This window comes from Bacillus paranthracis (assembly GCF_001883995.1).
Taxonomy (GTDB): Bacteria; Bacillota; Bacilli; order Bacillales; family Bacillaceae_G; genus Bacillus_A; species Bacillus_A paranthracis.
The window spans coordinates 25,523-46,666 of the sequence record NZ_MACE01000015.1 but is presented as its reverse complement, the minus strand read 5'-3'; the positions used below and the strand labels follow the sequence as shown (position 1 = coordinate 46,666).

The following is a 21,144-nucleotide window of genomic DNA, read 5'->3' as shown; positions in this document are numbered from 1 at the left end:
CTTGTAAATGTAAAAGCTGCGGTATCCCCGCAGCTTTTTTGTGTATATTTTTAATGTTTAAAAAGGGTAATTGAATAATGTAGAACTCATTGGAATCTAATGAGTAGGTATCTTCATTTATGATAGAAATCAATCATAGTGAGGAGAAACAAAATGAATACAATGACTTTTGAAAAGTTACAATATAACGAATTAAAGGATATAGTGAAATCTTATTGTGTAAGTGGATTAGGAAAAGAATTAATAAATAAATTAGAGCCGAGTGCAAGTATAAAAGTAGTAAGGAATCGATTGAATGAAACAACCGAAGCGCGAGCTATATTAGATGCAGAAGGGCATGTTCCTTTCTTCGGTATTTCAAATATCGCAAGTACAATTCAAAAATTAGAAAAAGGGATGATTTTAGATCCAGAAGAATTAGTCAGCGTTTCAGACTTTTTACGCGGATGTAGAAAGATTAAAAAATTTATGTTAGATAAAGAATTTTTTGCACCAGTATTAGCTTCTTATGCAAATTCAATGACTGAATATAAAAGTATTGAAGAAGAAATTAACTTTTCAATTAAAGGAAATAGTATTGATTCTGCCGCTAGTAAAGAGTTAAAACGAATTCGAAATAACATGGATTCGGTAGATGGGAAAATAAAAGAACGTTTAACGAAGTTTTTAAATAGCAGTGCAAATAAGAAGTATATTCAGGAGTTCTTTATTAGTAAAAAAGATGATCGTTATACGATTCCGATTAAATCTTCTTATAAAAATCAAGTTGCCGGAAGTATTGTTGAAGCGTCGGCTAAAGGTTCTACTGTATTTATAGAACCGCATACGGTTACAAAGTTAAATGCGGAACTGGCAAGTTTGAAAGCAGAAGAAGCGATGGAAGAATATCAAATTTTAGCGACTTTATCAGGAATGGTAGTAGAAAATATATATCATATAAAAATTAATATGGAATTAATTAGTCAGTATGATATGGTGTTTGCGAAAGCGAAGTTTAGTAAATCGATTGATGGAATAGAGCCGAAGTTAAATGATCATGGCTACGTTCATTTAGTAAATTGTAAGCATCCGCTTTTAAGTGGAAAAGTAGTACCATTAAACTTTGAAATCGGTCAAAACTATCGTAGTTTAATTATTACAGGGCCGAATGCGGGCGGGAAGACAATTGTGTTAAAGACGATTGGATTGTTAACATTAGCGACAATGTCAGGTTTGCATATTGCCGGAGATAAAGAAACAGAAATTGCTATTTTCGAAAATGTATTTGTAGATATTGGTGATAATCAAAGTATCGAAAATGCACTAAGTACATTTTCATCACATATGAAAAATTTATCTGAGATTATGAGGATGTCAAATAATAATACGTTGCTATTATTTGATGAAATAGGAAGCGGGACTGAACCGAATGAAGGAGCAGCACTTGCAATTTCTATTTTAGAGGAGTTTTATCTTGCAGGATGTATTACAGTTGCGAGTACGCATTACGGTGAAATTAAACGCTTCTCAGAAATGCACGATGATTTCATGAACGCAGCCATGCAATTTAATAGTGAGACGCTAGAACCGCTTTATAAATTAGTGATCGGTAAATCAGGTGAAAGTAATGCACTTTGGATTGCAAATAAAATGAACGTAAGAGAACGTGTACTGAAAAGAGCGAAAGAGTACATGGAAAATAAAGAATATACTTTAGAAAAAGTGAATGAAAGTAAAATTAGAAAGCCGAAATTCCTGCAAGAAAAAAGAGAAAATCATTACGAGTATAAAATTGGCGACCGTGTAAATTTATTGGATCATGATGATTTTGGTATCATCTATAAGGAAAAAGATAACTTCTATAATGTCGTTGTATATTATAACGGTGAATTCATTGAAGTGAATGTAAAACGTATTACTTTAGAGGTATCAGCAAAAGAGTTATATCCAGAGGGATACGATTTAAATACGCTATTTGTCGATTATAAAGAAAGAAAAATGCAACATGATATTGAGCGGGGATCGAAAAAAGCACTTCGTAAAATTCAAAAAGAAATGAGAAAGAATAGAGGGTAATCCAGAGTGGTAACGATTAGACAAGAACGACAAACCGATTATAGAAAAACGGAAGAAGTTGTACAACAAGCATTTTTAAATGAAGAATTTAGTGATAAAAAGGAACATGAACTTGTAAAACGTATTAGAGAGTGTGACGCATTTATTCCAGAGTTATCAATCGTTGCAGTAGATGAAGAAATAGTCGGTCATATTATGTTATCTAAAATTACGATAGAACAAGATGGAGCTTCTGTAGATTCATTAGCGCTTGCACCAGTATCAGTTGCTACGGGATATCAGAAAAAAGGAATTGGTGGAAAGCTTATAGTAGCTGCGTTAGAAAAAGCGAAAGAACTTGGATACGGATCAGTTGTAGTATTAGGACATCCAGAGTACTATCCGAAATTTGGTTTTAAGAAAGCCAGTGAGTGGAATATAAAAGCACCATTTGAAGTGCCTGAAGAAGTATTTATGGTAATGGAATTAACAGAGAATGCTCTTGAAAGTGTAGAAGGAGTTGTACAATATTCGAGTGCATTTGCTGAGTAGGAGTATCGGTTAAGAAATATAATCATAAAAGACGCTATCTTTTTGTATGGATATACAGAAAGGTAGCGTTTTTTATTAAGCGAAGCTACTTACATATATTTTGCTCAATGAATAATTGAGGTGTTAAAATTGAGATAGAAATGTAAAGGGAGAGAAAAAAGAATGAAGAATCGAGAAACAGATAGCAACGTAGTTACGTTATATGTTACAAGACATGGTAAAACAATATTAAATACGAACCATCGCGCGCAAGGTTGGGCAGACTCTCCGTTAGTAGAAAAAGGTGTGGAAGTTGCCTCTAATTTAGGAACGGGATTAAAAGATATTCATTTTACAAGTGCGTATAGTAGTGATAGCGGCCGCGCGATTGAAACTGCTAATTTAGTATTAAAATATAGTGAGCAATCAAAATTGAAACTTGAGCAAAGAAAAAAATTACGAGAATTAAATTTTGGTATTTTTGAAGGTGAAAAACTTGATAATATGTGGGATGCGGTTGGAAAAGCTGCAGGCGTTGCATCACCAGAAGAACTTATGAAGTTTTCTATTCAAGAAGTTATTGATCTTATTAGAGCAGCAGATCCTACGAAACAGGCGGAAGATTGGGAATTATTTTCTACTCGTATAAAAGCAGAGATAGATAATATTAGTGAAGAAGTAGCTAAAGATGGCGGCGGTAACGTTTTAGTTGTTGTTCATGGGCTGTTGATTACTACCTTAATAGAAATGCTAGACAGTAGTAAAACAAAACTTGGAGTGGAAAATGCTAGTGTGACGAAGATTTTATATCAAGATGGAACATATACAGTCGAGTCAGTTGGAGATATGAGCTATGTTGCAAAAGGGAAAGAAGGTGTGGAAATATAATCCTATCTCAAATAGATATAAGAAAAGGGAGTTAGTAAAATCTAGCTTCCTTTTTATTTTTTAGTGCATCATTTGAAATATTGTATCTTTATATTATGATTTTGTTTTTAATGTGTAGAATGTTTCTTTGTTCAACAATTGGGTCATTTAATTGAATAAGGGCGTATTTTTTTGAATAGGACAACTTTGTTAAAAAGGATACATCCAATTTTTAGCGAATACAGGGTTATAAATAAGAAAAGTGGTGAGGTAAATAGGAAAAGAATGTAATTCCTTTTTGGACAATAAAACAGAAAAATGTATAATTAACAGGCTTCAGAGCGCGGGGTGTGTTTTCGCAGAAGAAGAGACCAGGTTACTTATTTCAGTAGCCCAAACTCCAGAGGACCTCAAGAGAATGGTGGAAATGCGAGCCGATGGTTTACCACTTGAATATGTTGTTGGATACGCAAAATTTTGTGGGTTGCGGATAGAAGTGGACCGAGGTGTTTTCGTACCTCGTCAACGTACCGAGTTTCTTGTTCACCAAGCAGAAGCGCTGTCATGTTTTGGTGATATTGTCGTTGATCTCTGTTGTGGTTCAGGTGCTGTCGGTGCAGCTCTAGCGGCAGCTTTAGGAAGAGTTGAATTATATTGTGTTGATATTGACCCTATTGCAGTACGATGTGCAAGCCGCAATGTAACGAGTTTCGGTGGCCATGTTTTTGAAGGTGATTTGTATAAATCGTTGCCTCATTCACTTAAAGGCAACGTGAAGACCATACTTGCAAACGCACCTTATGTTCCTACTGATGCAATAAAACTGCTCCCACAGGAAGCTCGCCTACATGAACCAAAGGTGGCGCTTGATGGGGGAGAGGATGGACTTGACATTCAGCGAAGAGTAGCGAAAGAAGCATTTCTCTGGCTAGCACCTGGAGGTCATCTTTTAATAGAGACGAGCGAAATGCAGGCAAATCAGACCTTTGAAATCTTTGCTGGTGCTGGGCTTACCACGAAAGTGGCTCGAGATGAGGAATTAGATGCTACTGTTGTTATAGGTTCGAAAGCTAGTTTTTAATTTAAATGGGTATGTATAGCCTTATTCATAAATAAAATGATAATTTCCTAGCGATATACAAATAAAAAACATATGCTTTTAATTGAGAAAAGAGATCGAAAATTATCCGAGTGATTTGAAGAAGAAAGAACATAACGTATTAGTTATGTCCTTCCATTTATCAACTTTTTTCACTATAGGTTTTCATAAAACTTAACCTAGATTCCTTTTCATTTTGTGAATTATGGAGTCAATAAAATCTTCCCTGTACTTTTTCTGCTCTCTAATAATTTATGAGCACGGGCACCGTCTTGTAAAGAGAATGTAGTAGGACTTGCAATGTTTAATTTTCCAGTAGCGATCCAATCAAATAATTGAGTAGAGCGTTTTTTTCGTTCTTCAAAAGTAGTAAGCACGTTCCAAAGGTCTCCGCCAGTTAAAGTTTTTGAAGTATCCATAAGCATACGCGGATCAACGGGAGCAGGATTACCGCCAGCCATTCCGAAAAATACAACAGTACCACCAACTTTAGTAGCGTTAAAACTTTCCTCAAGTGTAGAGCCTACTGATTCATATACAACATTTACCCCGGTACCATTTGTTATTTCAAGTACTTTCGTAGCCCATGATTCCGTATATAAAAATATGTGATCGGCACCAGCTAATGTGGCTACTTTTCCTTTTTCGTTTGATGAAGTTAGGCCGATTACTTTTCCGCCTAGCAGTTTAATCATTTGAATAAGAAGTTGCCCAACACCGCCAGCTGCAGCGTGCACTAAAGCTATATCACTTTGTTTTATTTGATAGCTATCTTTCGTTAAATAATGTGCTGTTAAGCCTTGCAATAAGACAGAAGCGGCTGTTTCAAAAGAAATTGAATCTGGAAGCGGGATTGCTTTTTCTGATGGAACGGCAACTAATTCTGCATTTGCAAATGGAACATCAGTAAATGCAATACGGTCTCCAGGATTGATATTTGTAACGTTAGCTCCTACCTCTTCAACAATACCAGCCCCTTCATAACCTAATATATAAGGTGGATTGCCAGCAAGATGATAATCACCGCGGCGTCTGTAAATATCAGCGAAGTTTAATCCAATTGCTTTTGTACGGAGAAGAATTTCATTTGGATTTATGATTGGATCATGTATTTCTTTATATTGTAGTACATCTGGACTTCCAAACTGTTCGAAACAAAGTGCTTTCATATGGAATACCTCCATTATATTGTTTGTCGATGCTCTTTATCATACAATACAAATATCAATAGACAAAGAGGATTATTTCGATGAAATCAATCGGGAATTCCGATTGAAAAGAGGGATGATAAATGGAGATAAAACAATTAATTACCTTTAAAATCGCCGCGGACACTTTGAACTTTACCCAAACTGCGAAGAAATTAAACTTTGCTCAATCAAGCGTAACGGCGCAAATTAAAACGTTAGAAACTGAGCTAGGTACGCCGTTATTTGAAAGATTAGGGAAACGTCTTTTCTTAACCGAAGCAGGAAGAAAGTTTCAACTATACGCGGACAAGATAATCGCACTTAGTAACGAAGCGAAGACGGCTGTGAAAGATGATGAAGAAATAGCTGGTACGTTAACAATTGGTGCGCAAGAAAGCCAATGTACATATAGACTTCCTTCTATATTAAAGAGATTTAAAGCACAATTTCCTCAAATAAAACTTATATTTAAACCCGCACATTCCAATAAAGATGCGAAGGAACAATTGATGGATGGAAAAGTCGATCTTGCATTTATTTTGGATGAATGTAAAACAGAAGATGCTTTACATGTTGAGCCGCTTATGAAAGAAGAATTAAAAGTAGTAGCTGCTCCAGGGCATCATTTACTCCAGCAAACTTCTGTTTCCATAAAAGATTTAGGGACGGAAACACTTTTATTAACAGAACTAGGGTGCTCATATCGGACTTTATTTGAAGAGTTATTTCGCATCCAAGATGTGTATCCAGCAAATAAGATTGAGTTTGTTAGTGTAGAGGCAATAAAACAATGTGTTATTGCAGATTTAGGTATAGCCGTTTTACCGGCGATAGTAGTAGAAAAAGATATACGAGAGGGGACGATAAAAGAGTTACATCTAGAAAATACTATCAATCCAATTTTCACACAAATTGCTTGGCATAAAGACAAATGGATGACAGTGCCACTGCAGCAATTTATTGATGTGACGAGGGAGTTTTTTACAACGGATTAAGTGGAGAAATATTTATTTTCTATAAAAGAAGAAATGGTAATTTTGTATTGAGAATCGATGCTTGCATGAAACGAGTATCGGTTCTTTATGTTTTAAATAAAGGATGTTTTCAAATGTGTATTTCTCAACTTTTTTTCTTACAAGGGTAAGTAAATTTCTTCGTATATTCCAATAATCGTAAGGGAATTTACAACTTTTATTCGTTTCTGTAAGATGCCTCTAGGCAGCATGAAAGGAGGGGCGTACATAGGGGATAGATATACGTACTTATTTTGAGGGAGGAGATTTACAATGTTTAAAAAGTTAATGAAAGTATGTGTGTTAAGTGTAGCGAGTGTAGGGGTATTATTTAGTTTTCAAGGAAGTACATTTGCAGCTACCGATCTGAGTAGTTATTATGACGGGAAAAATCCAGCAACAACGAAAGTATACGGGGGAAGTACAACGTGTGATGCAGATGGATTTAATGCAAAGTCTACAGCGGTATACGAAGGGAGTAAAAAAGTAGGGACAGTGTATTTACGTTACAGTAATAAATGTCATGCAGCTTGGGCTAAGTTTGTTTTAGATCAACCAGCACCAGCTGTTTCAGGAGGAGTGTATGCGTACGCTGTTGTGAATAAATACAAAAATGGTGTGTTTCAAAAATCAGTCACTTCCAATCAAGGAAATGGCACAATTAAAACTGGTCAAACGAGTACTTATACAGGAATGGTATTTGATTTAACTGCTGATTTCGGATACACAGCAGATGCTGAAGCAGTTACGTTTAATAACGGTTACGGGAAAACAGCACGTTATTAATAAAGGAGTGAAATTATATGAAGCTATTAAAAAAGGTGAGTGCATGTTTATTGTTATCTTTACTCGTTGTAACTAGTATGTTTAGTACGACTAATAGCGATAAAGCATACGCAGAAGACCACTCATATGATGGGAAAAGTCCTTATTATAATAGCTGTGATCAATCAGCAGTAACGAAAGAGAAGAAGTGGATTGATTCAAATTCTTATGTGGAATTAAAATTTAGCACGACGTGTAAAACAGCATGGGCAAAAGTTACTGTAACTCGCCTGGCAGTTTATAATAACGAAGCTGATGCAAGAATTGTTAGAAAAACAGATGGAAAGGCATATACTTGCGGAAGTGCTGGAGGAAATGGTGTTGTAAATAAAGGGCAAACATCATGCTATACACCAATGGTATATGATTTAGATCCAAGAAAGGCACAAGCACAAGGGAAACATGCTATACCAAATAGTGATGCTTATAATTATGCCGAGACTATTTGGTATTGATGAGGATATGGAGATTGTAAGGTAGAATATTTTAAGAGCATGTTTTGATTGGTTTTCAAAACATGCTCGATTTGTATTCATCCTAAGCTTTTTGATATCAACTAATCAGGTCTGTATCAGGAGGAACATATCCAAGGTGTCTAGCCATAGATACAATTTGTCCTTTATGGTGAAACTCATGCGTCTCCGTATGAGTTAAAAGCCATAGCGGCGTTGTACTCCAAGGTTCTTTTTGCCATTTTACTTCATTTGCTATATTGTCGAGCCAGCGGTCATTGTATTCATCTAAAAAGCGTTGTACGGTCGCATCTACTAACTTAAATCTAGTACGAACTTTTTCCACATCTGCATGCTCAATTTCGTAATCGCTAGCAAATGAAAAGTCTGCTCGCTTTTGTTTAAATGCGAATGATCCAAGCCAGTATCGGTAGCAATCGGCTACATGAATATGTGTCTTTATAATGCTACCGCTCCCGAAATTCGGAATTGTGCTATGTAATTTTTCTAGTGGAATTTCTTCCAAAAACGAAAATAGAGTTTCTCTTGTAGAGCTAATAAGGTTATATTGTTGTTTTAAAATGTGTAACATGCAAGTACACTCCTCCTTTATTTACATAGTAAGTAATTCTATATTTACGAGGAGTGAACCTTTTTATTATTTTTAATAAGCATATTAGATGTATTTCTTATTTGTTTCTGATAGATTAAACAAGGTAAAACTTTAATAAGTTGAACATTCTTAGTTCATAATAAATGGTACATGAAGAAGGGGAACGATAAAATGAATAGACTAGTTGGCTTAAAACAATTTGAAATAACGCGCGGTGCGTTACTTACATTTATGGAGACGCTAGATGATAAAACTGCAGATACGCAGCCAAAGGGTTTTAACAATACAATTCGCTGGCATATCGGTCATGTGTTAACGGCAGCAGAAGTTTTCATGTTTGGAAAAGAATTCAAACAATTACCAACGGAATATCCAGGTATGTTTGGATATGGATCAAGACCATCTAAATGGACAACAGCAGGACCATCGTTAGAAGTGTTAACGGTTCAATTAAAAGAACAAGCAAAACGTATTAAAGAAATTCCAGCAGAAGCATTTGAAAATAAACTGCCAGAGCCATTCCTAGGATTGGAAACAGTAGGGGAACTTTACGGTATGATGCTTTATCATGAAGCTGATCATATTGGGCAAATGAAGGCGATGGAACGTATTATTAAAGCTCTTTAGTCTTAATTGCATATAACGAGCAATACAGGTGTAATGTTAAATAATATATACAAAAAAGGTAGATAAATTATTATCTACCTTTTTTGTATAACTTCTTGAAGGATTAGGGATTATCATCGTGATGCTGATGAAGAAGGGCGTAAAAACAATATATAAGGATAAAAAAATATTATTTTTATGATGGATTATTAATTATAGTATTCCTAAATATGGAATATGCGTATAATAATAGAGAGGAACTAGAAATAGGGGTGAATACTATGATTACATTAGAACAAAAGCTAGAGCAATATATACATACATATTCACAGTTAAAGGGAGAACTAAAATGGAAAACGAGTGATTCTCGAATAGGAATGATGATTGCTGCTATGTATGCAAGTAGTGATAAATTGCTTGATCTCGGACGTTTTTTAGAAATTAGTAGTTATATTAAGAATGAGGTAGGGATGTTTTCATATTTAAAGTCTTATCATCGCTTTGTAGTGGCCGCAACATTAGATATTCACTTTACAGATTATAAGAAAGCTTTTCGAGAGTTTTTAGACTTATATGAACAATTGGTCGCTGGTGGCTTTAGCCGCAGTATATTTACTTATCTTGCAGCAGCTGTGCTTTTAACAGAAGATAATGAGCATCATGGCACGCACATTCAGCGTTCGATGCAAGTATATAAACGTATGAAAGAGGATCATCTTTTCCTAACAGGTACAAATGATTATCCGCTCTCCGTTTTATTAGCAGGACAATCAGAGCATGTAGAAACACTTATGGACCGAGTGGAGCGTCTTTATCAGAAACTAGCAAAAGCTGGCTTGCGCAAAGGGAATGACCTCCAATTTCTAAGCCATATTCTTTCACTAAAGAAGGATGTCAGGGAAGAAATATTAGTTGCAACATGCACAAACATATGGAATTTGTTAAAGCAAGAAAAGGTAAAAGTGAAACAAATGCATTACCCAGCAATCGGGCTATTAGCGTTACTTGAGGATGGAGAAAAAGAGATTCATTCTATTAAAGCGTTGATTGAAAAATTGCAGGGAGAGAAATTATTCCGTTGGCATACAGATACGAATATTCTTATTGCTATTCAACTGTTCGTAAGTCAGAAAGGTGAGGAAAGTAAAGCTACCAACACAGGTTTACAAACTATGATAGAAGTCCTTATCCAAGCACAACAAGCAGCTATGATGGCAACGATTGCCGCTTCATCTGTAGCAACCTCCTCTGCTAGTAGTAGTTCATAATGTGTAACTGTTTATGCTGTTGTAAATTATAACTCCTTTGATAAGGATGGTTTAAAAAATATTACTAAAAAAAGCCCATCAAATGAGTGATGGGCTTTTTTTATATAATCAGTATTATCTTTTCAACTGCTTCAAATGTTTGAGTTGTGTAACAATCATAATGCTAATAACAACGAGTAAAAACCATGAGCTGATTTTACTTAAGTGAACGAGATTCCAAGCTTCCCGTTGGTTTGGATATTGCCATGCACCGAAAAATGTTGCGATGTTTTCTGCAATCCAAATAAAGAATCCGATAAGAAAAAAGGAGAGAACGAGCGGCATTTTATATGTAACGCCTCGTAATGAAAATTCCACAAATGTTCGAAAGAAAACGATGAATAGAAGTAACGTTAAGAACCATCTAAAATCGTATAGAAAATGATGTGTGAAAAAATTGAAGTAAATCATTGCTCCTAGAGGTATTACAAAAATAGCTTTCGGCCAATGATACATTTGTAAATGTAGTCTTCTCCACGCTTGGCATATGTAACTTGCAACACTTGCATACATAAAGCCGCTGTAAAGTGGAACTCCAAAAACCTTTGAATATGCCTCTTCCGGATAACTCCATGAACCGAAATGAACTTTATATATTTCTAGTAAAAGGCCGATGAGGTGGAAGACAGTAATTACTTTTAATTCGTCTTTCGTCTCAAGGCCAGTCTTGTACATAACCCACTGCATAAGAAGGCATACGATGAGTATGAAATCGTAGCGGTATAACCCTGGGATCGAAACGATTTTTGAAAGGGCCAGTGTTAAGAAAATAACGACTGGGAATAAGCAGGATAATGCTTGTTCATAGGTAAAATAGAGTAGTTGTTTTATATATAACATTGCATCACCTTAGATATTTTTATTTGAAAACTCAAAATAATGATTAAGTATACTACACTTTTAAAAATAAGCTAGTAGTCTATTTTGCGTGTATTTGTAAGTTTTGGAAGGGAATTGTAATAAGTATTTTAATATTTAGCGAAGTGAAAAATAGTTTGCTATTTAAAAAAAGTGGGGATATAATATCTAAATGAAAATGATAATTATTATCAATATTAATTATAAATAAAAAATAATTATAAAAAACAACTGAATATAAAGGATGAAATGAAACATGTTACATAAGTCTACTATACGTGCTGGCAATAACCGCTGGATACAGATTAAGTTTATATGTTTTATGAGCTTAACAATTGTATGTTTAATTGGATCTATATTTTTGGCTGTCGCATTTGGTGCAAAGGATATTCATTTGCAAACAGTGTGGACAGCGGTTTTTGATTATAATCCGAAATTAACACAGCACCAAATTATTTATGAATTAAGACTCCCAAGGGTAATTGGTGCAGCAGTTGTAGGAGCGGCTTTTGCAGTGGCTGGAGCTGTTATGCAAGGAGTAACACGAAACCCTTTAGCGGATGCAGGTGTGCTTGGCATAAATGCAGGTGCGATGTTTGTAGTAGCACTTAGTTTTGCCTTTTTCCCGCATATGCCGTATTCCTATTTAATGATTGTCTCCTTTATTGGAGCGATCTTAAGTACAGTGCTTATTTTTATTATCGGATCAGCAACATCAGGCGGATTAACACCGATGAGATTAACGATCGCTGGGGCAGTTATGGCTGCGCTTTTACATTCGTTAAGTTCAGGTGTCGCGATTTATTATGACTTAAGTCAAGATTTAGCTTTTTGGTACGCTGGTGGTGTTGCAGGGGTTAAGTGGGAACACTTGAAATTTTTGGTTCCTATTATTCTCATAACCATTGTTTTTGCGACAATTTTAGGGCGGTCTATTTCACTCATATCAATGGGTGATGATGTCGCTACGAATTTAGGAGTAAAAACGAACCGAACGAGAATACTAGGGATGATTATAGTAGTCATTCTTGCAGGTGTATCTGTTTCAGCTGTTGGCTCTATTGGATTTGTAGGACTAGTTATCCCGCATATTGCTAGAAAATTAGTTGGTGTTAATTATCGACTCATTATTCCTATGTCAGCATTTTTAGGAGCCATGTTATTAGTTGTAGCTGACTTAGGGGCAAGAACAGTAAATCCTCCTAAAGAACTTGCAATAGGAATTATGGTGGCTCTTGTTGGAGTTCCGTTCTTCCTCTATATAGCACGTAAAGTTGGGAGGGAGTTGTAAGTGAAGAAGATTTTAAACACAGATAAAACGAGAGCCGTTACTGTAACTACAATATTCGGTTGTATTGGTATCGCTGTCATTTTGCTTAGCTTAAATACGGGGACACTTAGCATTGCACCGCTCAAAGTAATTCAAACGCTTTTCGGTCATGGTGATTTTGAGAGTGCAACCGTGCTATACGATTATCGTATGCCAAGAATTATAATCACAATGTTAGCTGGTATTGGCCTTGGGATTTCCGGTGCGATTTTGCAAGGGTTATCAAGGAATGCGTTGGCCGATCCTGGTATTCTTGGACTGCATTCAGGTGCATCTTTCGGGCTAATTATATTCGTTACTTTCTTTCATTCTATTAATGAGAATGCATCGATTTTAATACCGTTATTTACATTTGGTGGAGGAGTATTAGCTGCATTTCTTATTATTTTACTTGCGAGTGATCGTTCGAAAGGTTTACTTCCCATTAGACTTATTCTCGTTGGTATTGCTGTTTCAGCTGGCTTTAGTGCAATTTCGTTATTTTTCTCTCTCAAGTTAAATGATGAGACGTATACATTCGCTTCTAGATGGCTAGTTGGTAACGTGTGGGGAAGGGATTGGATTCATGTCCTAGCATTATTACCTTGGATTTTCATACTTACCCCGTATGCATGGTTAAAATCTAAAACGTTAAATGCATTGTCACTAGGTGATAGTGTGGCAGCGGGACTTGGTGTTTCTGTTCAAAAAGAACGGTTACTACTTTTAGCTACAGCGGTTGGATTATCTTGCGGGAGTGTATCGATGGCAGGAGGGATTGGTTTTATCGGTTTAGTTGCTCCGCATATCGCCAGAAAGTTAGTAGGTACTACCTATCAACATTTCCTTCCACTGGCTGGTATTATCGGAATGATTATTTTAGTACTAGCAGATACGATAGGTCGTTCTATATTTGAGCCAAATTCTATTCCAGCTGGTGTAGTAGTGGCCGCATTAGGAGCACCGTATTTTCTTTATTTACTTACAAAAACAAAATAAATACTTCAAAGAGGAGAACATATGAAAAAGAAACTTACTATTTTATTTAGCATCATGTGTATTTTAGTATTAGCAGCATGTGGTCAAACGAAATCTAATGAAGAGACAACGAAAAAAACGGAAAAAAGTAATGACCCAAAAATTGCTTCAATGTCTATTCATTTAACGAATAATTTACTTGCATTAGGAATTACACCAGTAGGTTCTGTAATTGGTGGAGATTTAAAAGATTTCTTACCACACGCAAAAGAACAACTGAAAGATACGAAGAAACTGGGTGTTGTAACTGATCCGAATATGGAAGCATTACTTCAATTAAAGCCTACTGACATTTATGTGGATGAAAAATACGCGGGTAAAGATGTAGCGAAATACGAAAAAATTGCAAAAACGCATACTTTCAATTTAGATGAAGGTACGTGGAGAGACCATTTAAAACAAGTTGGTAAACTTGTAAACCGTGAGAAAGAAGCGGATCAATATATTCAAGATTACGAAGAGCAATCAAAACGAGTAAAAGGTTTAATAGATAAAGAGCTAGGTAATAACGAAAAAGTAATGGCAATTCGCGTTACTGCCAAAGAATTACGTGTATTTAGTACGAAAAGACCGATGGGACCAATTTTATTCCAAGACTTAGGATTACAACCTGCAAATGGTGTAGAGAAAATCGATGGAAACCGTCCTTTCGAAGTCATTTCACAAGAAGTATTACCTGACTTTGATGCAGATGCTATTTTCGTTGTTGTAAACAGAGACGATAAAGCAAAAGCTGCATTTAAACAACTTCAAGAAACACCAATCTGGAAAGACTTAAAAGCAGTTAAAGGCAAGCACGTATACATTATCAATGACCAACCGTGGCTTGACTATTCTGCTTTAGGAAACAAAATGGCAATGGATGAAGCGGAGAAAATGTTTACGAAATAATATCGATTCGTCGTTAGGAAGATCCTCTAAATTTAGAGGGTCTTTTTTTATTGTTAGAATAAATGAAAAATTATACAATGAATTTAATTTAACGTAGAGGAGATGTGCCAATGTCAGCGCTTATTGTAAGTATCCCGTTTATGAAACAGTTTATGAAACGAGGGGGTAAATAGGCTCGAATAATTATCCCTGTTATTTAATAAAGGGGGAGTTTGAAATGATGATGAATCTTTTTCAAAATAAAACGATTAAATTATCAGCTATTAGAGAAGCTGATACTGCAGTAATGGCAATGTGGCAAGAAGATAGTGAGTATTTAAGAAATGTCGATACAGATGTAGCGTTTCCGCAATCGTTACAAGAAATAGCAAGTGATGGGCTATTAAAGGGACGGAGATCGAATAGTGTATCTTTGATGTTGAGGACAGTTCAAGATGATCGTTTAATTGGTTTTGTTGCAATTCATGGCATAGAGTGGAATAACAGAACAGGGTTATTAGCAATTGGTATAGGAGCTGCAAATGATAGAGGTAAGGGATATGGAAGAGAAGCAATCCATCTTATTTTAAAGTATGCTTTTTATGAATTGAATTTACACCGTGTCGGTCTGGATGTTATTTCTTATAACAAAGCTGCTATTGAGTTGTATAAAAAGATGGGTTTTCAAATGGAAGGCTGTATGAGAGAAGCAGTGCAAAGAGATGGGAAGTGTTTTGATCGCATGATTATGGGGATATTGCGGGATGAATGGATAGAGCTACAAGGTTAGAAAGTATATTCGAAATTATATATGTAGTATGCAGGAGATATAATGAGAATTGGCGAAAATTCACAGTGTACGGATTGAATTTATAAGGAGTCATGCAAAATGAATTTAGAAAAAGCAAAACCAGTAAATGAAGAGGTCGCTGAATTAAAGGAGTTAATTAAAGAATTGCACGGAAGTGTACATCAATTGCAAAGCGAAGTGCAGCAACTAAGGCACGAAAGACCGGTTGTTGAAGTGAGGAAAGGTGTCCAATTATCGCCAGCAATCGTTGGACAAATTGGTGGTATGATTTTAGGTGGTTTAGCAATTATCGGTATATTTTGGTGAACGAAAAAAGGTATGCAGTTTAGCGCTGCATACCTTTTTTCGTTGTCGTTATTTGTCGGTAAGTCGATATTCTCTGTCGAATCGTCGATATACTTAGAAAATCGTTGATATATTTTAAAAATCGTCGATATAATTTCATGCAATCCAACTTTTACATTAAATAACGTAAATATATATAAGCATGTGATAATAGTAATGCAATGATTGTTAACGGCAAACCAATTTTTAAGAAGTCCATATAAGAGAAAGCATGTCCTTCACGTTTAGCAATACCAGCAACGACTACGTTTGCTGATGCTCCGATTAACGTTCCGTTTCCTCCTAAGCAAGCTCCAAGTGATAATGCCCACCATAGTACTTCGATTTGCGGAGAATCAACAGATAGTCCGAGTCCTGTAGCTAAGTCTTGAATAAGTGGTATCATCGTTGCGACAAATGGGATATTGTCAATTGTCGCAGATGCGATACCTGATACCCATAAAATAAGTATCGCAGCGAAACCGATATCGCCATTTGTGACGCCGATTACTTCTTTTGCGAGTGAAGAAATAAGTCCGATATCAATTAAACCACCAACGAGAACGAATAGTCCGGCGAAGAAGAAAATAGTTACCCATTCAACGTGGGTAAATACATCTTCAATATCATGTTCTTTCACACCGATTAACATAAGAAGTGTAGCGCCTGTCATCGCGATAACTGCAGCATCTACATGAATAATCGAATGAAGTACAAATCCTAAAATAGTTAGTCCTAAAATCGAAATGGATTTTAAAAGGAGGCTTTGATCTTTAATATAATCTTTTTCATTTAATGCCATTAGTTTTTCGATTTGTTCAGGTGTTGTTTTTAGTTTGTTACGGTACATGAAGTAAATAATGCCAAGTGTCACAATAGAAATAATAATTACGATTGGAGCTAAGTTAAGTAAAAAGGCGTTAAAGTCTAAATGCTTGTTTGCTGATCCAATCATAATATTAGGTGGATCACCGATTAATGTTGCTGTTCCACCTATATTTGAAAATAGTACTTCTGAAAGTAAATAAGGAATAGGATTAACTTTTAAAATACGTGTAATGGATAATGTAACAGGAACGATTAATAAAACGGTCGTTACGTTGTCCAAAAATGCTGATCCGACAGCGGTTAATAGGGATAGCAATAATAAAATACGGATTGGTTTTCCGCCAGCTGCCTTCGCTGCTTTAATGGCCACAAATTCAAAGACGCCTGATTGACTCGTAATATGTACGAGAATCATCATCCCAATTAAAAGGGTGATTGTTTCCCATTGAATATGTGATGTGAAAGCGGTATGTAAATCTACAATTCCAAAAATAATCATAATAGCAGCACCGAATAGTGCAATTACAGCACGATTCAATTTCTCAGAAATAATAAATCCGTACGTGACTAAAAATACGGCAATTGCAAAATAATATTGCCAATTTGCTACTTCATGTGCTGATTGTTCCAATCATGTCACCTTCTTTAAAGTATGTATTCAATTGTAAACATGCATCCTTCTGCATAATTTATATTGTAGCAAATTCAAAAAAGAAAGAAAACTATTTAACAAAGTGAAGGAAAAAATGTGTTTTTTACATATGATATAAAAAAATAAAGAAACACAGTGCAAATTATTAGGAAAAGTGAGAGTTGTCCTCTAATATAGAGATAGCAATTTACATTATTTTTGCGTAAAATGGTTTAAAGAGGTGAATTCCGATGGAAATAGTAAAAGATAGTTCTCTTATTCAAAATGAAATTGAACGTTTTGTAAATAAAGATGTATATATTCATTTAGAAACGACGAATGGAGCGTACGCGTCACACTTTAATGAAAAGATGATGACAGTTGGAGCATTCATTCGAAATGCAATTATTCGCTTTGAGCGCGGGAAAATAACTGGAACAAACCCATACCGAGTTGGTCTAAAGATGGATCATGGCTGGGTATATGCAGAAGGTATTACGCACTGGGAAGTAGACGATAAAGAGCGTTTATTACTAGCAGGGCACGATAATCAAGGCCGCTTAGCAGTTGCACTTGAGTTAAGCTTAACGCCATTTAAGTAAGAAGGAGGGAAACTTATGGAGAGACATGTACTTGTTGTATTTCCGCATCCAGATGATGAAGCATTTGCGGCGGGAGGAACAATTCGCTTATTAACAGATCAAGGAGTACCTGTAACGTATGCGTGCGGTACGCTAGGACAAATGGGACGTAACATGGGTAAGAACGTATTTGCTAACCGTGAAACGATTCCGAATATCCGTGAAAAAGAATTAAAAGATGCATGTGAAGCGATGGGAATCAAAGATTTAAGAATGCTTGGTTTCCATGATAAAACGTTAGAATTTGAAGATATTGATTTCGTTGCAGACAAAATTGAAGCGATTATTCAAGAAGTAAATCCATCTCGAATTATTACATTTTATCCAGAGCACGGCGTACATCCAGATCATGATGCATTTGGCCGCGCTGTCGTTCGCGCCGTATCACGTATGTCAAAAGAAGAACGTCCAGTTATTCATGCGGTTGCGATTACGAAAAATCGCGAAGCTGTACTAGGTGAGCCGGATGTTGTAAATAATATTAGTGAAGTATTCGAACATAAATTAGCTGCATTAGGTGCGCACCGTTCGCAAACAGAAGCGATGCTAGAAGAAACACACGTGAAAATCAAAAATAAAGATGCAGCAACATTAAAATGGCTGCAACTTGAACAATTTTGGACTTATAAATGGGAGTAGGCTAGAAGGGTATCTTCTAGTAGCTCTTACATAGAAAAAGCACCGTCACTTGTGACGGTGCTTTTTTGTGCTATTAACAACATTAGCATCATCCCTTGTTCAAGATAGGAGAGCTTTAGCTACTTCCTTATTAGAATGAGGATGTTATAAGAAAGTTATTTGCTTTTATCGTTGTTCGAGATTAAAAAAGTGAATAAATATTGGTATATAATATTTTTTTGTTGAAAAAACAATTAATAATTATTATATATCAAATTGAAAGTTAGTAAGAGAGGTGCTTTGTATGAAATATAAAATGAATGTTATGTACTAAAAAGAAATCGATGGAAATTGGGAATGTTATATATTTTAATAGCAAAAAAAGAAAAGGGAGTTAGAGCACGATTCATAAAACAGTAAAGAAAGTTATCTTAATTGCAGGTGGTTTGTATATTACATATTTAGTAGGTGTAGTCATATTAGCGGAATCTATACCATATCCTACATCATCTCAACAACTTAACGAAGCTGAGAAAGTAGTTGAATGCTATGTAGGTGAAAGTAATGGAGTGAAAATGATAAATACATCTAGCAACTTCACGGCTGAGATGTTCGATCGTATAATTCATATTGAAGGAAATTCAAAAGAGAATTCGGAACAAGTACTTCGAATGGATTTAGATCAAGTTTCTAATGAAAGTGAAAAGATAACCGGAAAATCGATAAATAAAATTTGTAAATCAAATAATGGAGGAAAGAAATTTACGTGTGCTGATGCTGAATAGCTAAAGAGAGGGATGTGTAGCGTTGCGTTGATAACTACTATTCAAGTTAAATAGGAAAAAGCCTCGCAGGGGGCGAGGCTTTAAACAGGGTATTAAAATTTATAGATTCATTAAGAATAGCTTCTTTTGAATAAACTAATTTTAGCATGATAACTCATATATATGTGTTACGAATTTATGAACAAAAAATCAATGATAAGAATATAGAAAAGATAATAATTTATTTAGAATCTATGTCATTACATAAAGTTCAAGTGGAGAAGAGAGTATACTTTTTGTATGGTGTAATAAAGATATAGCCCGCCTACAGAAATAGGCAGGCTATTTTTTATAAAGAAAAGACAACTTAAGGCTAGAGCCCTTGTTAAGAAATAGGGTGAAAACAAGATTTTTTAACGAGAGATAAGGTCGTTCAACAGATAAAGATATCGTATTTGAAACACGTGATTATTCGTGGGTTAAGTTATATTTTTGATAAAAAATCTTTAAAAAGCATTACAATTCCTAGAAGAGATAAGACTTCAATCGAAAACCAAAATACACTTTTTTGAGGTTTTTTAAATTCCATTATTATGGAGAAAAATAAAAAGATAGCAATGAGAAAAAAAATTAAGAGACGAAGTATATCAAACATCAATAGCACTCCTAATAGTTAATTTGTTTCACTATATAGTTATTTCCAATATTACAGAACTTAAGAAGCGACTAATTAATATTAAAGCAAAAAGTTCTCAGAATCCATGAATTAAAAATGAAAAAATTTGAGCCACTGAAAACAGGGGGATTATATATTAATTAGTTTAGCGATTGAAAGAGTAATTTTTTAATCTTGTAAATGTCTGGTTAGTTCAACTAAACAATTAGTGGGGGATAGATACCCCTCTTAATGATTAGAATTTCATTTTATTTGTTTTCTTTTTTATATAAAGTCTTAGAACTGGAATTTAGTAATGGTTTATAAGAAACATATATTTTGAATTGTTTAATAGAATAATATATATTTATATAGATTTAATGATTTTAATTTGTTAAAAATGGGGAAATCGATATGAAGGTTAAATTTGCTGTAATAAAAGATGAAAACTTTGACTGTAGTTTATTAAAAACAAAATTACTGAAAACTTTTAAAGAAGTAGATTGTGAAGCAGATATTGTAAAGGTTGAGGATGGAATTTTTGAAAACAATGGTATACAAACGCATTTATTAGAAATAACCATTCATGTTACTGGAAAAAATATTGGGTATAGGTCTGTTTCCGCCAGTATATTTATTGTTCTAGAGAGTTTATCAATGGAACTATTTCGTATTACTATTAGTATACATTAAGCAGCTAACAAAGTAGACTCTTCATAAAATCATACTGACTATATTGAGTTAGTAAACATGAAAATGGTGATGAAAACAATAGAAATTATCTTAGGTGCTCTCATATGCTGGAGAGCACCTTGTTTGCTGTTACATAAACAAGGGATTCCTTTTCTATATTTAATTTATCCTAACGCTAATTTAAATATAGAAGAATGGAAACATAATTAGATTGTACAAATAATTTGGTGCGCACATATACGTAATGTATTCACCGGTAAGAGGGTTGTCTCATAATATATATAGATTTTTCTATTAAGATGAACAGAGGGTGTGAATATATGGAAGATGTTTACGCTAAAATTGACAGTCTCAAGGCGGAGCAAAAAGAAATGATGAGAGACATTCGAAATTTAGAAACGCGTACCACTATTAATGAGAAAGACATAGCAACAATTAATAAGCAATTAGAAAAAATAAGTACAAATACAACTTGGATTTTGCGAATTATTATTAGTGCGATAATAATGTCAGTTTTAGGATTGATATTAAAAGGGATGATTTAAAAGAAAGAGGGGAGCTCCCTCT

23 protein-coding genes are annotated in these 21,144 nt (G+C 34.9%); 19 read left to right on the top strand and 4 right to left on the bottom strand.

The genetic code is table 11. The annotated features are described in order from the left end of the window. Nucleotides 1-153: 153 nt before the first annotated feature. The 4 genes from BAQ46_RS05465 to BAQ46_RS05450 all read left to right on the top strand — a co-directional run bounded on the left by BAQ46_RS05465 (nucleotide 154) and on the right by BAQ46_RS05450 (nucleotide 4,513). Nucleotides 154-2,055, top strand: coding sequence for an endonuclease MutS2 (locus BAQ46_RS05465; RefSeq protein WP_001095176.1), 1,902 nt, complete (start codon nucleotides 154-156; stop codon nucleotides 2,053-2,055). A gap of 6 nt (nucleotides 2,056-2,061) precedes the next feature. Beyond that, a complete protein-coding gene (locus BAQ46_RS05460; protein ID WP_000256495.1) occupies nucleotides 2,062-2,586 on the top strand; it encodes a GNAT family N-acetyltransferase in 525 nt (174 codons plus the stop codon). A gap of 162 nt (nucleotides 2,587-2,748) precedes the next feature. Further along, nucleotides 2,749-3,453, top strand: a complete 705-nt coding sequence (locus tag BAQ46_RS05455) for a histidine phosphatase family protein (RefSeq protein WP_071741750.1) — start codon at nucleotides 2,749-2,751, stop codon at nucleotides 3,451-3,453. 277 nt (nucleotides 3,454-3,730) lie between these two features. Continuing rightward, entirely contained in the window at nucleotides 3,731-4,513 is a 783-nt protein-coding gene (locus BAQ46_RS05450; RefSeq protein ID WP_071741749.1) for a putative protein N(5)-glutamine methyltransferase, read from the top strand. A 221-nt stretch (nucleotides 4,514-4,734) separates the two neighbouring features. On the opposite strand, the gene BAQ46_RS05445 is transcribed toward BAQ46_RS05450, so the two are convergent. Beyond that, nucleotides 4,735-5,700, bottom strand: a complete 966-nt coding sequence (locus tag BAQ46_RS05445) for a quinone oxidoreductase family protein (protein WP_071741748.1) — start codon at nucleotides 5,698-5,700, stop codon at nucleotides 4,735-4,737. A gap of 122 nt (nucleotides 5,701-5,822) precedes the next feature. Here BAQ46_RS05445 and BAQ46_RS05440 point away from each other — a divergent pair, with 122 nt between their 5' ends. The 3 genes from BAQ46_RS05440 to BAQ46_RS05430 all read left to right on the top strand — a co-directional run bounded on the left by BAQ46_RS05440 (nucleotide 5,823) and on the right by BAQ46_RS05430 (nucleotide 8,014). Then, nucleotides 5,823-6,716, top strand: coding sequence for a LysR family transcriptional regulator (locus tag BAQ46_RS05440; protein ID WP_071741747.1), 894 nt, complete (start codon nucleotides 5,823-5,825; stop codon nucleotides 6,714-6,716). Nucleotides 6,717-7,007: 291 nt separating this feature from the next. Next, nucleotides 7,008-7,520: a YjfA family protein gene (locus tag BAQ46_RS05435; RefSeq protein ID WP_000473749.1), complete on the top strand. Its 513-nt coding sequence runs from the start codon at nucleotides 7,008-7,010 to the stop codon at nucleotides 7,518-7,520. Nucleotides 7,521-7,537: 17 nt separating this feature from the next. Beyond that, the gene (locus tag BAQ46_RS05430) at nucleotides 7,538-8,014 is read left to right on the top strand and encodes a DUF2690 domain-containing protein (RefSeq protein WP_000771169.1); all 477 of its coding nucleotides are present in this window, start codon (nucleotides 7,538-7,540) and stop codon (nucleotides 8,012-8,014) included. A 97-nt stretch (nucleotides 8,015-8,111) separates the two neighbouring features. Here BAQ46_RS05430 and BAQ46_RS05425 read toward each other — a convergent pair whose 3' ends face one another. After that, nucleotides 8,112-8,603 (bottom strand): DinB family protein, encoded by a 492-nt coding sequence (locus BAQ46_RS05425; protein ID WP_071741746.1) that lies wholly within the window; start codon nucleotides 8,601-8,603, stop codon nucleotides 8,112-8,114. Between the two features lie 171 nt (nucleotides 8,604-8,774). Here BAQ46_RS05425 and BAQ46_RS05420 point away from each other — a divergent pair, with 171 nt between their 5' ends. Together BAQ46_RS05420 and BAQ46_RS05415 are read left to right on the top strand one after the other, a co-directional pair. Beyond that, nucleotides 8,775-9,251 (top strand): DinB family protein, encoded by a 477-nt coding sequence (locus BAQ46_RS05420; RefSeq protein WP_001997933.1) that lies wholly within the window; start codon nucleotides 8,775-8,777, stop codon nucleotides 9,249-9,251. A 209-nt stretch (nucleotides 9,252-9,460) separates the two neighbouring features. Beyond that, nucleotides 9,461-10,498, top strand: coding sequence for a DUF4003 domain-containing protein (locus tag BAQ46_RS05415; protein ID WP_071741745.1), 1,038 nt, complete (start codon nucleotides 9,461-9,463; stop codon nucleotides 10,496-10,498). Between the two features lie 114 nt (nucleotides 10,499-10,612). On the opposite strand, the gene BAQ46_RS05410 is transcribed toward BAQ46_RS05415, so the two are convergent. Further along, nucleotides 10,613-11,377 carry a DUF817 domain-containing protein gene (locus BAQ46_RS05410; RefSeq protein ID WP_000965758.1) on the bottom strand — a complete coding sequence of 255 codons (765 nt, stop codon included), beginning with the start codon at nucleotides 11,375-11,377 and terminating at the stop codon, nucleotides 10,613-10,615. Nucleotides 11,378-11,651: 274 nt separating this feature from the next. Here BAQ46_RS05410 and BAQ46_RS05405 point away from each other — a divergent pair, with 274 nt between their 5' ends. The 5 genes from BAQ46_RS05405 (at nucleotide 11,652) to BAQ46_RS05385 (ending at nucleotide 15,729) form a co-directional block, all read left to right on the top strand. After that, entirely contained in the window at nucleotides 11,652-12,686 is a 1,035-nt protein-coding gene (locus BAQ46_RS05405) for a FecCD family ABC transporter permease (protein WP_071741744.1), read from the top strand. After that, nucleotides 12,687-13,703 carry a FecCD family ABC transporter permease gene (locus BAQ46_RS05400; RefSeq protein ID WP_071715717.1) on the top strand — a complete coding sequence of 339 codons (1,017 nt, stop codon included), beginning with the start codon at nucleotides 12,687-12,689 and terminating at the stop codon, nucleotides 13,701-13,703. It abuts the gene before it with no gap. A 21-nt stretch (nucleotides 13,704-13,724) separates the two neighbouring features. Beyond that, nucleotides 13,725-14,633 carry an iron-hydroxamate ABC transporter substrate-binding protein gene (locus BAQ46_RS05395; RefSeq protein ID WP_071741743.1) on the top strand — a complete coding sequence of 303 codons (909 nt, stop codon included), beginning with the start codon at nucleotides 13,725-13,727 and terminating at the stop codon, nucleotides 14,631-14,633. A 217-nt stretch (nucleotides 14,634-14,850) separates the two neighbouring features. After that, nucleotides 14,851-15,402 (top strand): GNAT family N-acetyltransferase, encoded by a 552-nt coding sequence (locus BAQ46_RS05390; protein ID WP_061130371.1) that lies wholly within the window; start codon nucleotides 14,851-14,853, stop codon nucleotides 15,400-15,402. A gap of 99 nt (nucleotides 15,403-15,501) precedes the next feature. Further along, nucleotides 15,502-15,729, top strand: a complete 228-nt coding sequence (locus tag BAQ46_RS05385; RefSeq protein WP_001047302.1) for a coiled-coil domain-containing protein — start codon at nucleotides 15,502-15,504, stop codon at nucleotides 15,727-15,729. 151 nt (nucleotides 15,730-15,880) lie between these two features. Here BAQ46_RS05385 and BAQ46_RS05380 read toward each other — a convergent pair whose 3' ends face one another. After that, entirely contained in the window at nucleotides 15,881-17,206 is a 1,326-nt protein-coding gene (locus tag BAQ46_RS05380; RefSeq protein ID WP_071741742.1) for an ArsB/NhaD family transporter, read from the bottom strand. A gap of 251 nt (nucleotides 17,207-17,457) precedes the next feature. On the opposite strand from BAQ46_RS05380, the gene BAQ46_RS05375 reads away from it, so the two are divergent. The 5 genes from BAQ46_RS05375 (at nucleotide 17,458) to BAQ46_RS05350 (ending at nucleotide 21,122) form a co-directional block, all read left to right on the top strand. Then, a complete protein-coding gene (locus BAQ46_RS05375) occupies nucleotides 17,458-17,808 on the top strand; it encodes a YojF family protein (protein ID WP_000407039.1) in 351 nt (116 codons plus the stop codon). A gap of 15 nt (nucleotides 17,809-17,823) precedes the next feature. Next, nucleotides 17,824-18,486: a bacillithiol biosynthesis deacetylase BshB2 gene (gene bshB2 / locus BAQ46_RS05370; protein WP_061130369.1), complete on the top strand. Its 663-nt coding sequence runs from the start codon at nucleotides 17,824-17,826 to the stop codon at nucleotides 18,484-18,486. A 383-nt stretch (nucleotides 18,487-18,869) separates the two neighbouring features. Next, a complete protein-coding gene (locus BAQ46_RS05365; RefSeq protein ID WP_061130368.1) occupies nucleotides 18,870-19,250 on the top strand; it encodes a hypothetical protein in 381 nt (126 codons plus the stop codon). A gap of 1,048 nt (nucleotides 19,251-20,298) precedes the next feature. Next, entirely contained in the window at nucleotides 20,299-20,577 is a 279-nt protein-coding gene (locus BAQ46_RS05360; protein ID WP_061130367.1) for a hypothetical protein, read from the top strand. 320 nt (nucleotides 20,578-20,897) lie between these two features. After that, nucleotides 20,898-21,122, top strand: a complete 225-nt coding sequence (locus BAQ46_RS05350; RefSeq protein WP_000390469.1) for a hemolysin XhlA family protein — start codon at nucleotides 20,898-20,900, stop codon at nucleotides 21,120-21,122. Nucleotides 21,123-21,144: the final 22 nt, after the last annotated feature.

Coding starts and splice junctions, on each gene's coding strand:
- BAQ46_RS05455 (WP_071741750.1), top strand. CDS start 2,749: ATGAAGAATCGAGAAACAGATAGCAACGTAGTTACGTTATATGTTACA.
- BAQ46_RS05430 (WP_000771169.1), top strand. CDS start 7,538: ATGAAGCTATTAAAAAAGGTGAGTGCATGTTTATTGTTATCTTTACTC.
- BAQ46_RS05405 (WP_071741744.1), top strand. CDS start 11,652: ATGTTACATAAGTCTACTATACGTGCTGGCAATAACCGCTGGATACAG.
- BAQ46_RS05435 (WP_000473749.1), top strand. CDS start 7,008: ATGTTTAAAAAGTTAATGAAAGTATGTGTGTTAAGTGTAGCGAGTGTA.
- BAQ46_RS05390 (WP_061130371.1), top strand. CDS start 14,851: ATGATGATGAATCTTTTTCAAAATAAAACGATTAAATTATCAGCTATT.
- BAQ46_RS05395 (WP_071741743.1), top strand. CDS start 13,725: ATGAAAAAGAAACTTACTATTTTATTTAGCATCATGTGTATTTTAGTA.
- BAQ46_RS05375 (WP_000407039.1), top strand. CDS start 17,458: ATGGAAATAGTAAAAGATAGTTCTCTTATTCAAAATGAAATTGAACGT.
- BAQ46_RS05385 (WP_001047302.1), top strand. CDS start 15,502: ATGAATTTAGAAAAAGCAAAACCAGTAAATGAAGAGGTCGCTGAATTA.
- BAQ46_RS05425 (WP_071741746.1), bottom strand. CDS start 8,603: ATGTTACACATTTTAAAACAACAATATAACCTTATTAGCTCTACAAGA.
- bshB2 (WP_061130369.1), top strand. CDS start 17,824: ATGGAGAGACATGTACTTGTTGTATTTCCGCATCCAGATGATGAAGCA.
- BAQ46_RS05465 (WP_001095176.1), top strand. CDS start 154: ATGAATACAATGACTTTTGAAAAGTTACAATATAACGAATTAAAGGAT.
- BAQ46_RS05360 (WP_061130367.1), top strand. CDS start 20,299: ATGAAGGTTAAATTTGCTGTAATAAAAGATGAAAACTTTGACTGTAGT.
- BAQ46_RS05420 (WP_001997933.1), top strand. CDS start 8,775: ATGAAGAAGGGGAACGATAAAATGAATAGACTAGTTGGCTTAAAACAA.
- BAQ46_RS05415 (WP_071741745.1), top strand. CDS start 9,461: ATGGAATATGCGTATAATAATAGAGAGGAACTAGAAATAGGGGTGAAT.
- BAQ46_RS05410 (WP_000965758.1), bottom strand. CDS start 11,377: ATGTTATATATAAAACAACTACTCTATTTTACCTATGAACAAGCATTA.
- BAQ46_RS05350 (WP_000390469.1), top strand. CDS start 20,898: ATGGAAGATGTTTACGCTAAAATTGACAGTCTCAAGGCGGAGCAAAAA.
- BAQ46_RS05440 (WP_071741747.1), top strand. CDS start 5,823: ATGGAGATAAAACAATTAATTACCTTTAAAATCGCCGCGGACACTTTG.
- BAQ46_RS05445 (WP_071741748.1), bottom strand. CDS start 5,700: ATGAAAGCACTTTGTTTCGAACAGTTTGGAAGTCCAGATGTACTACAA.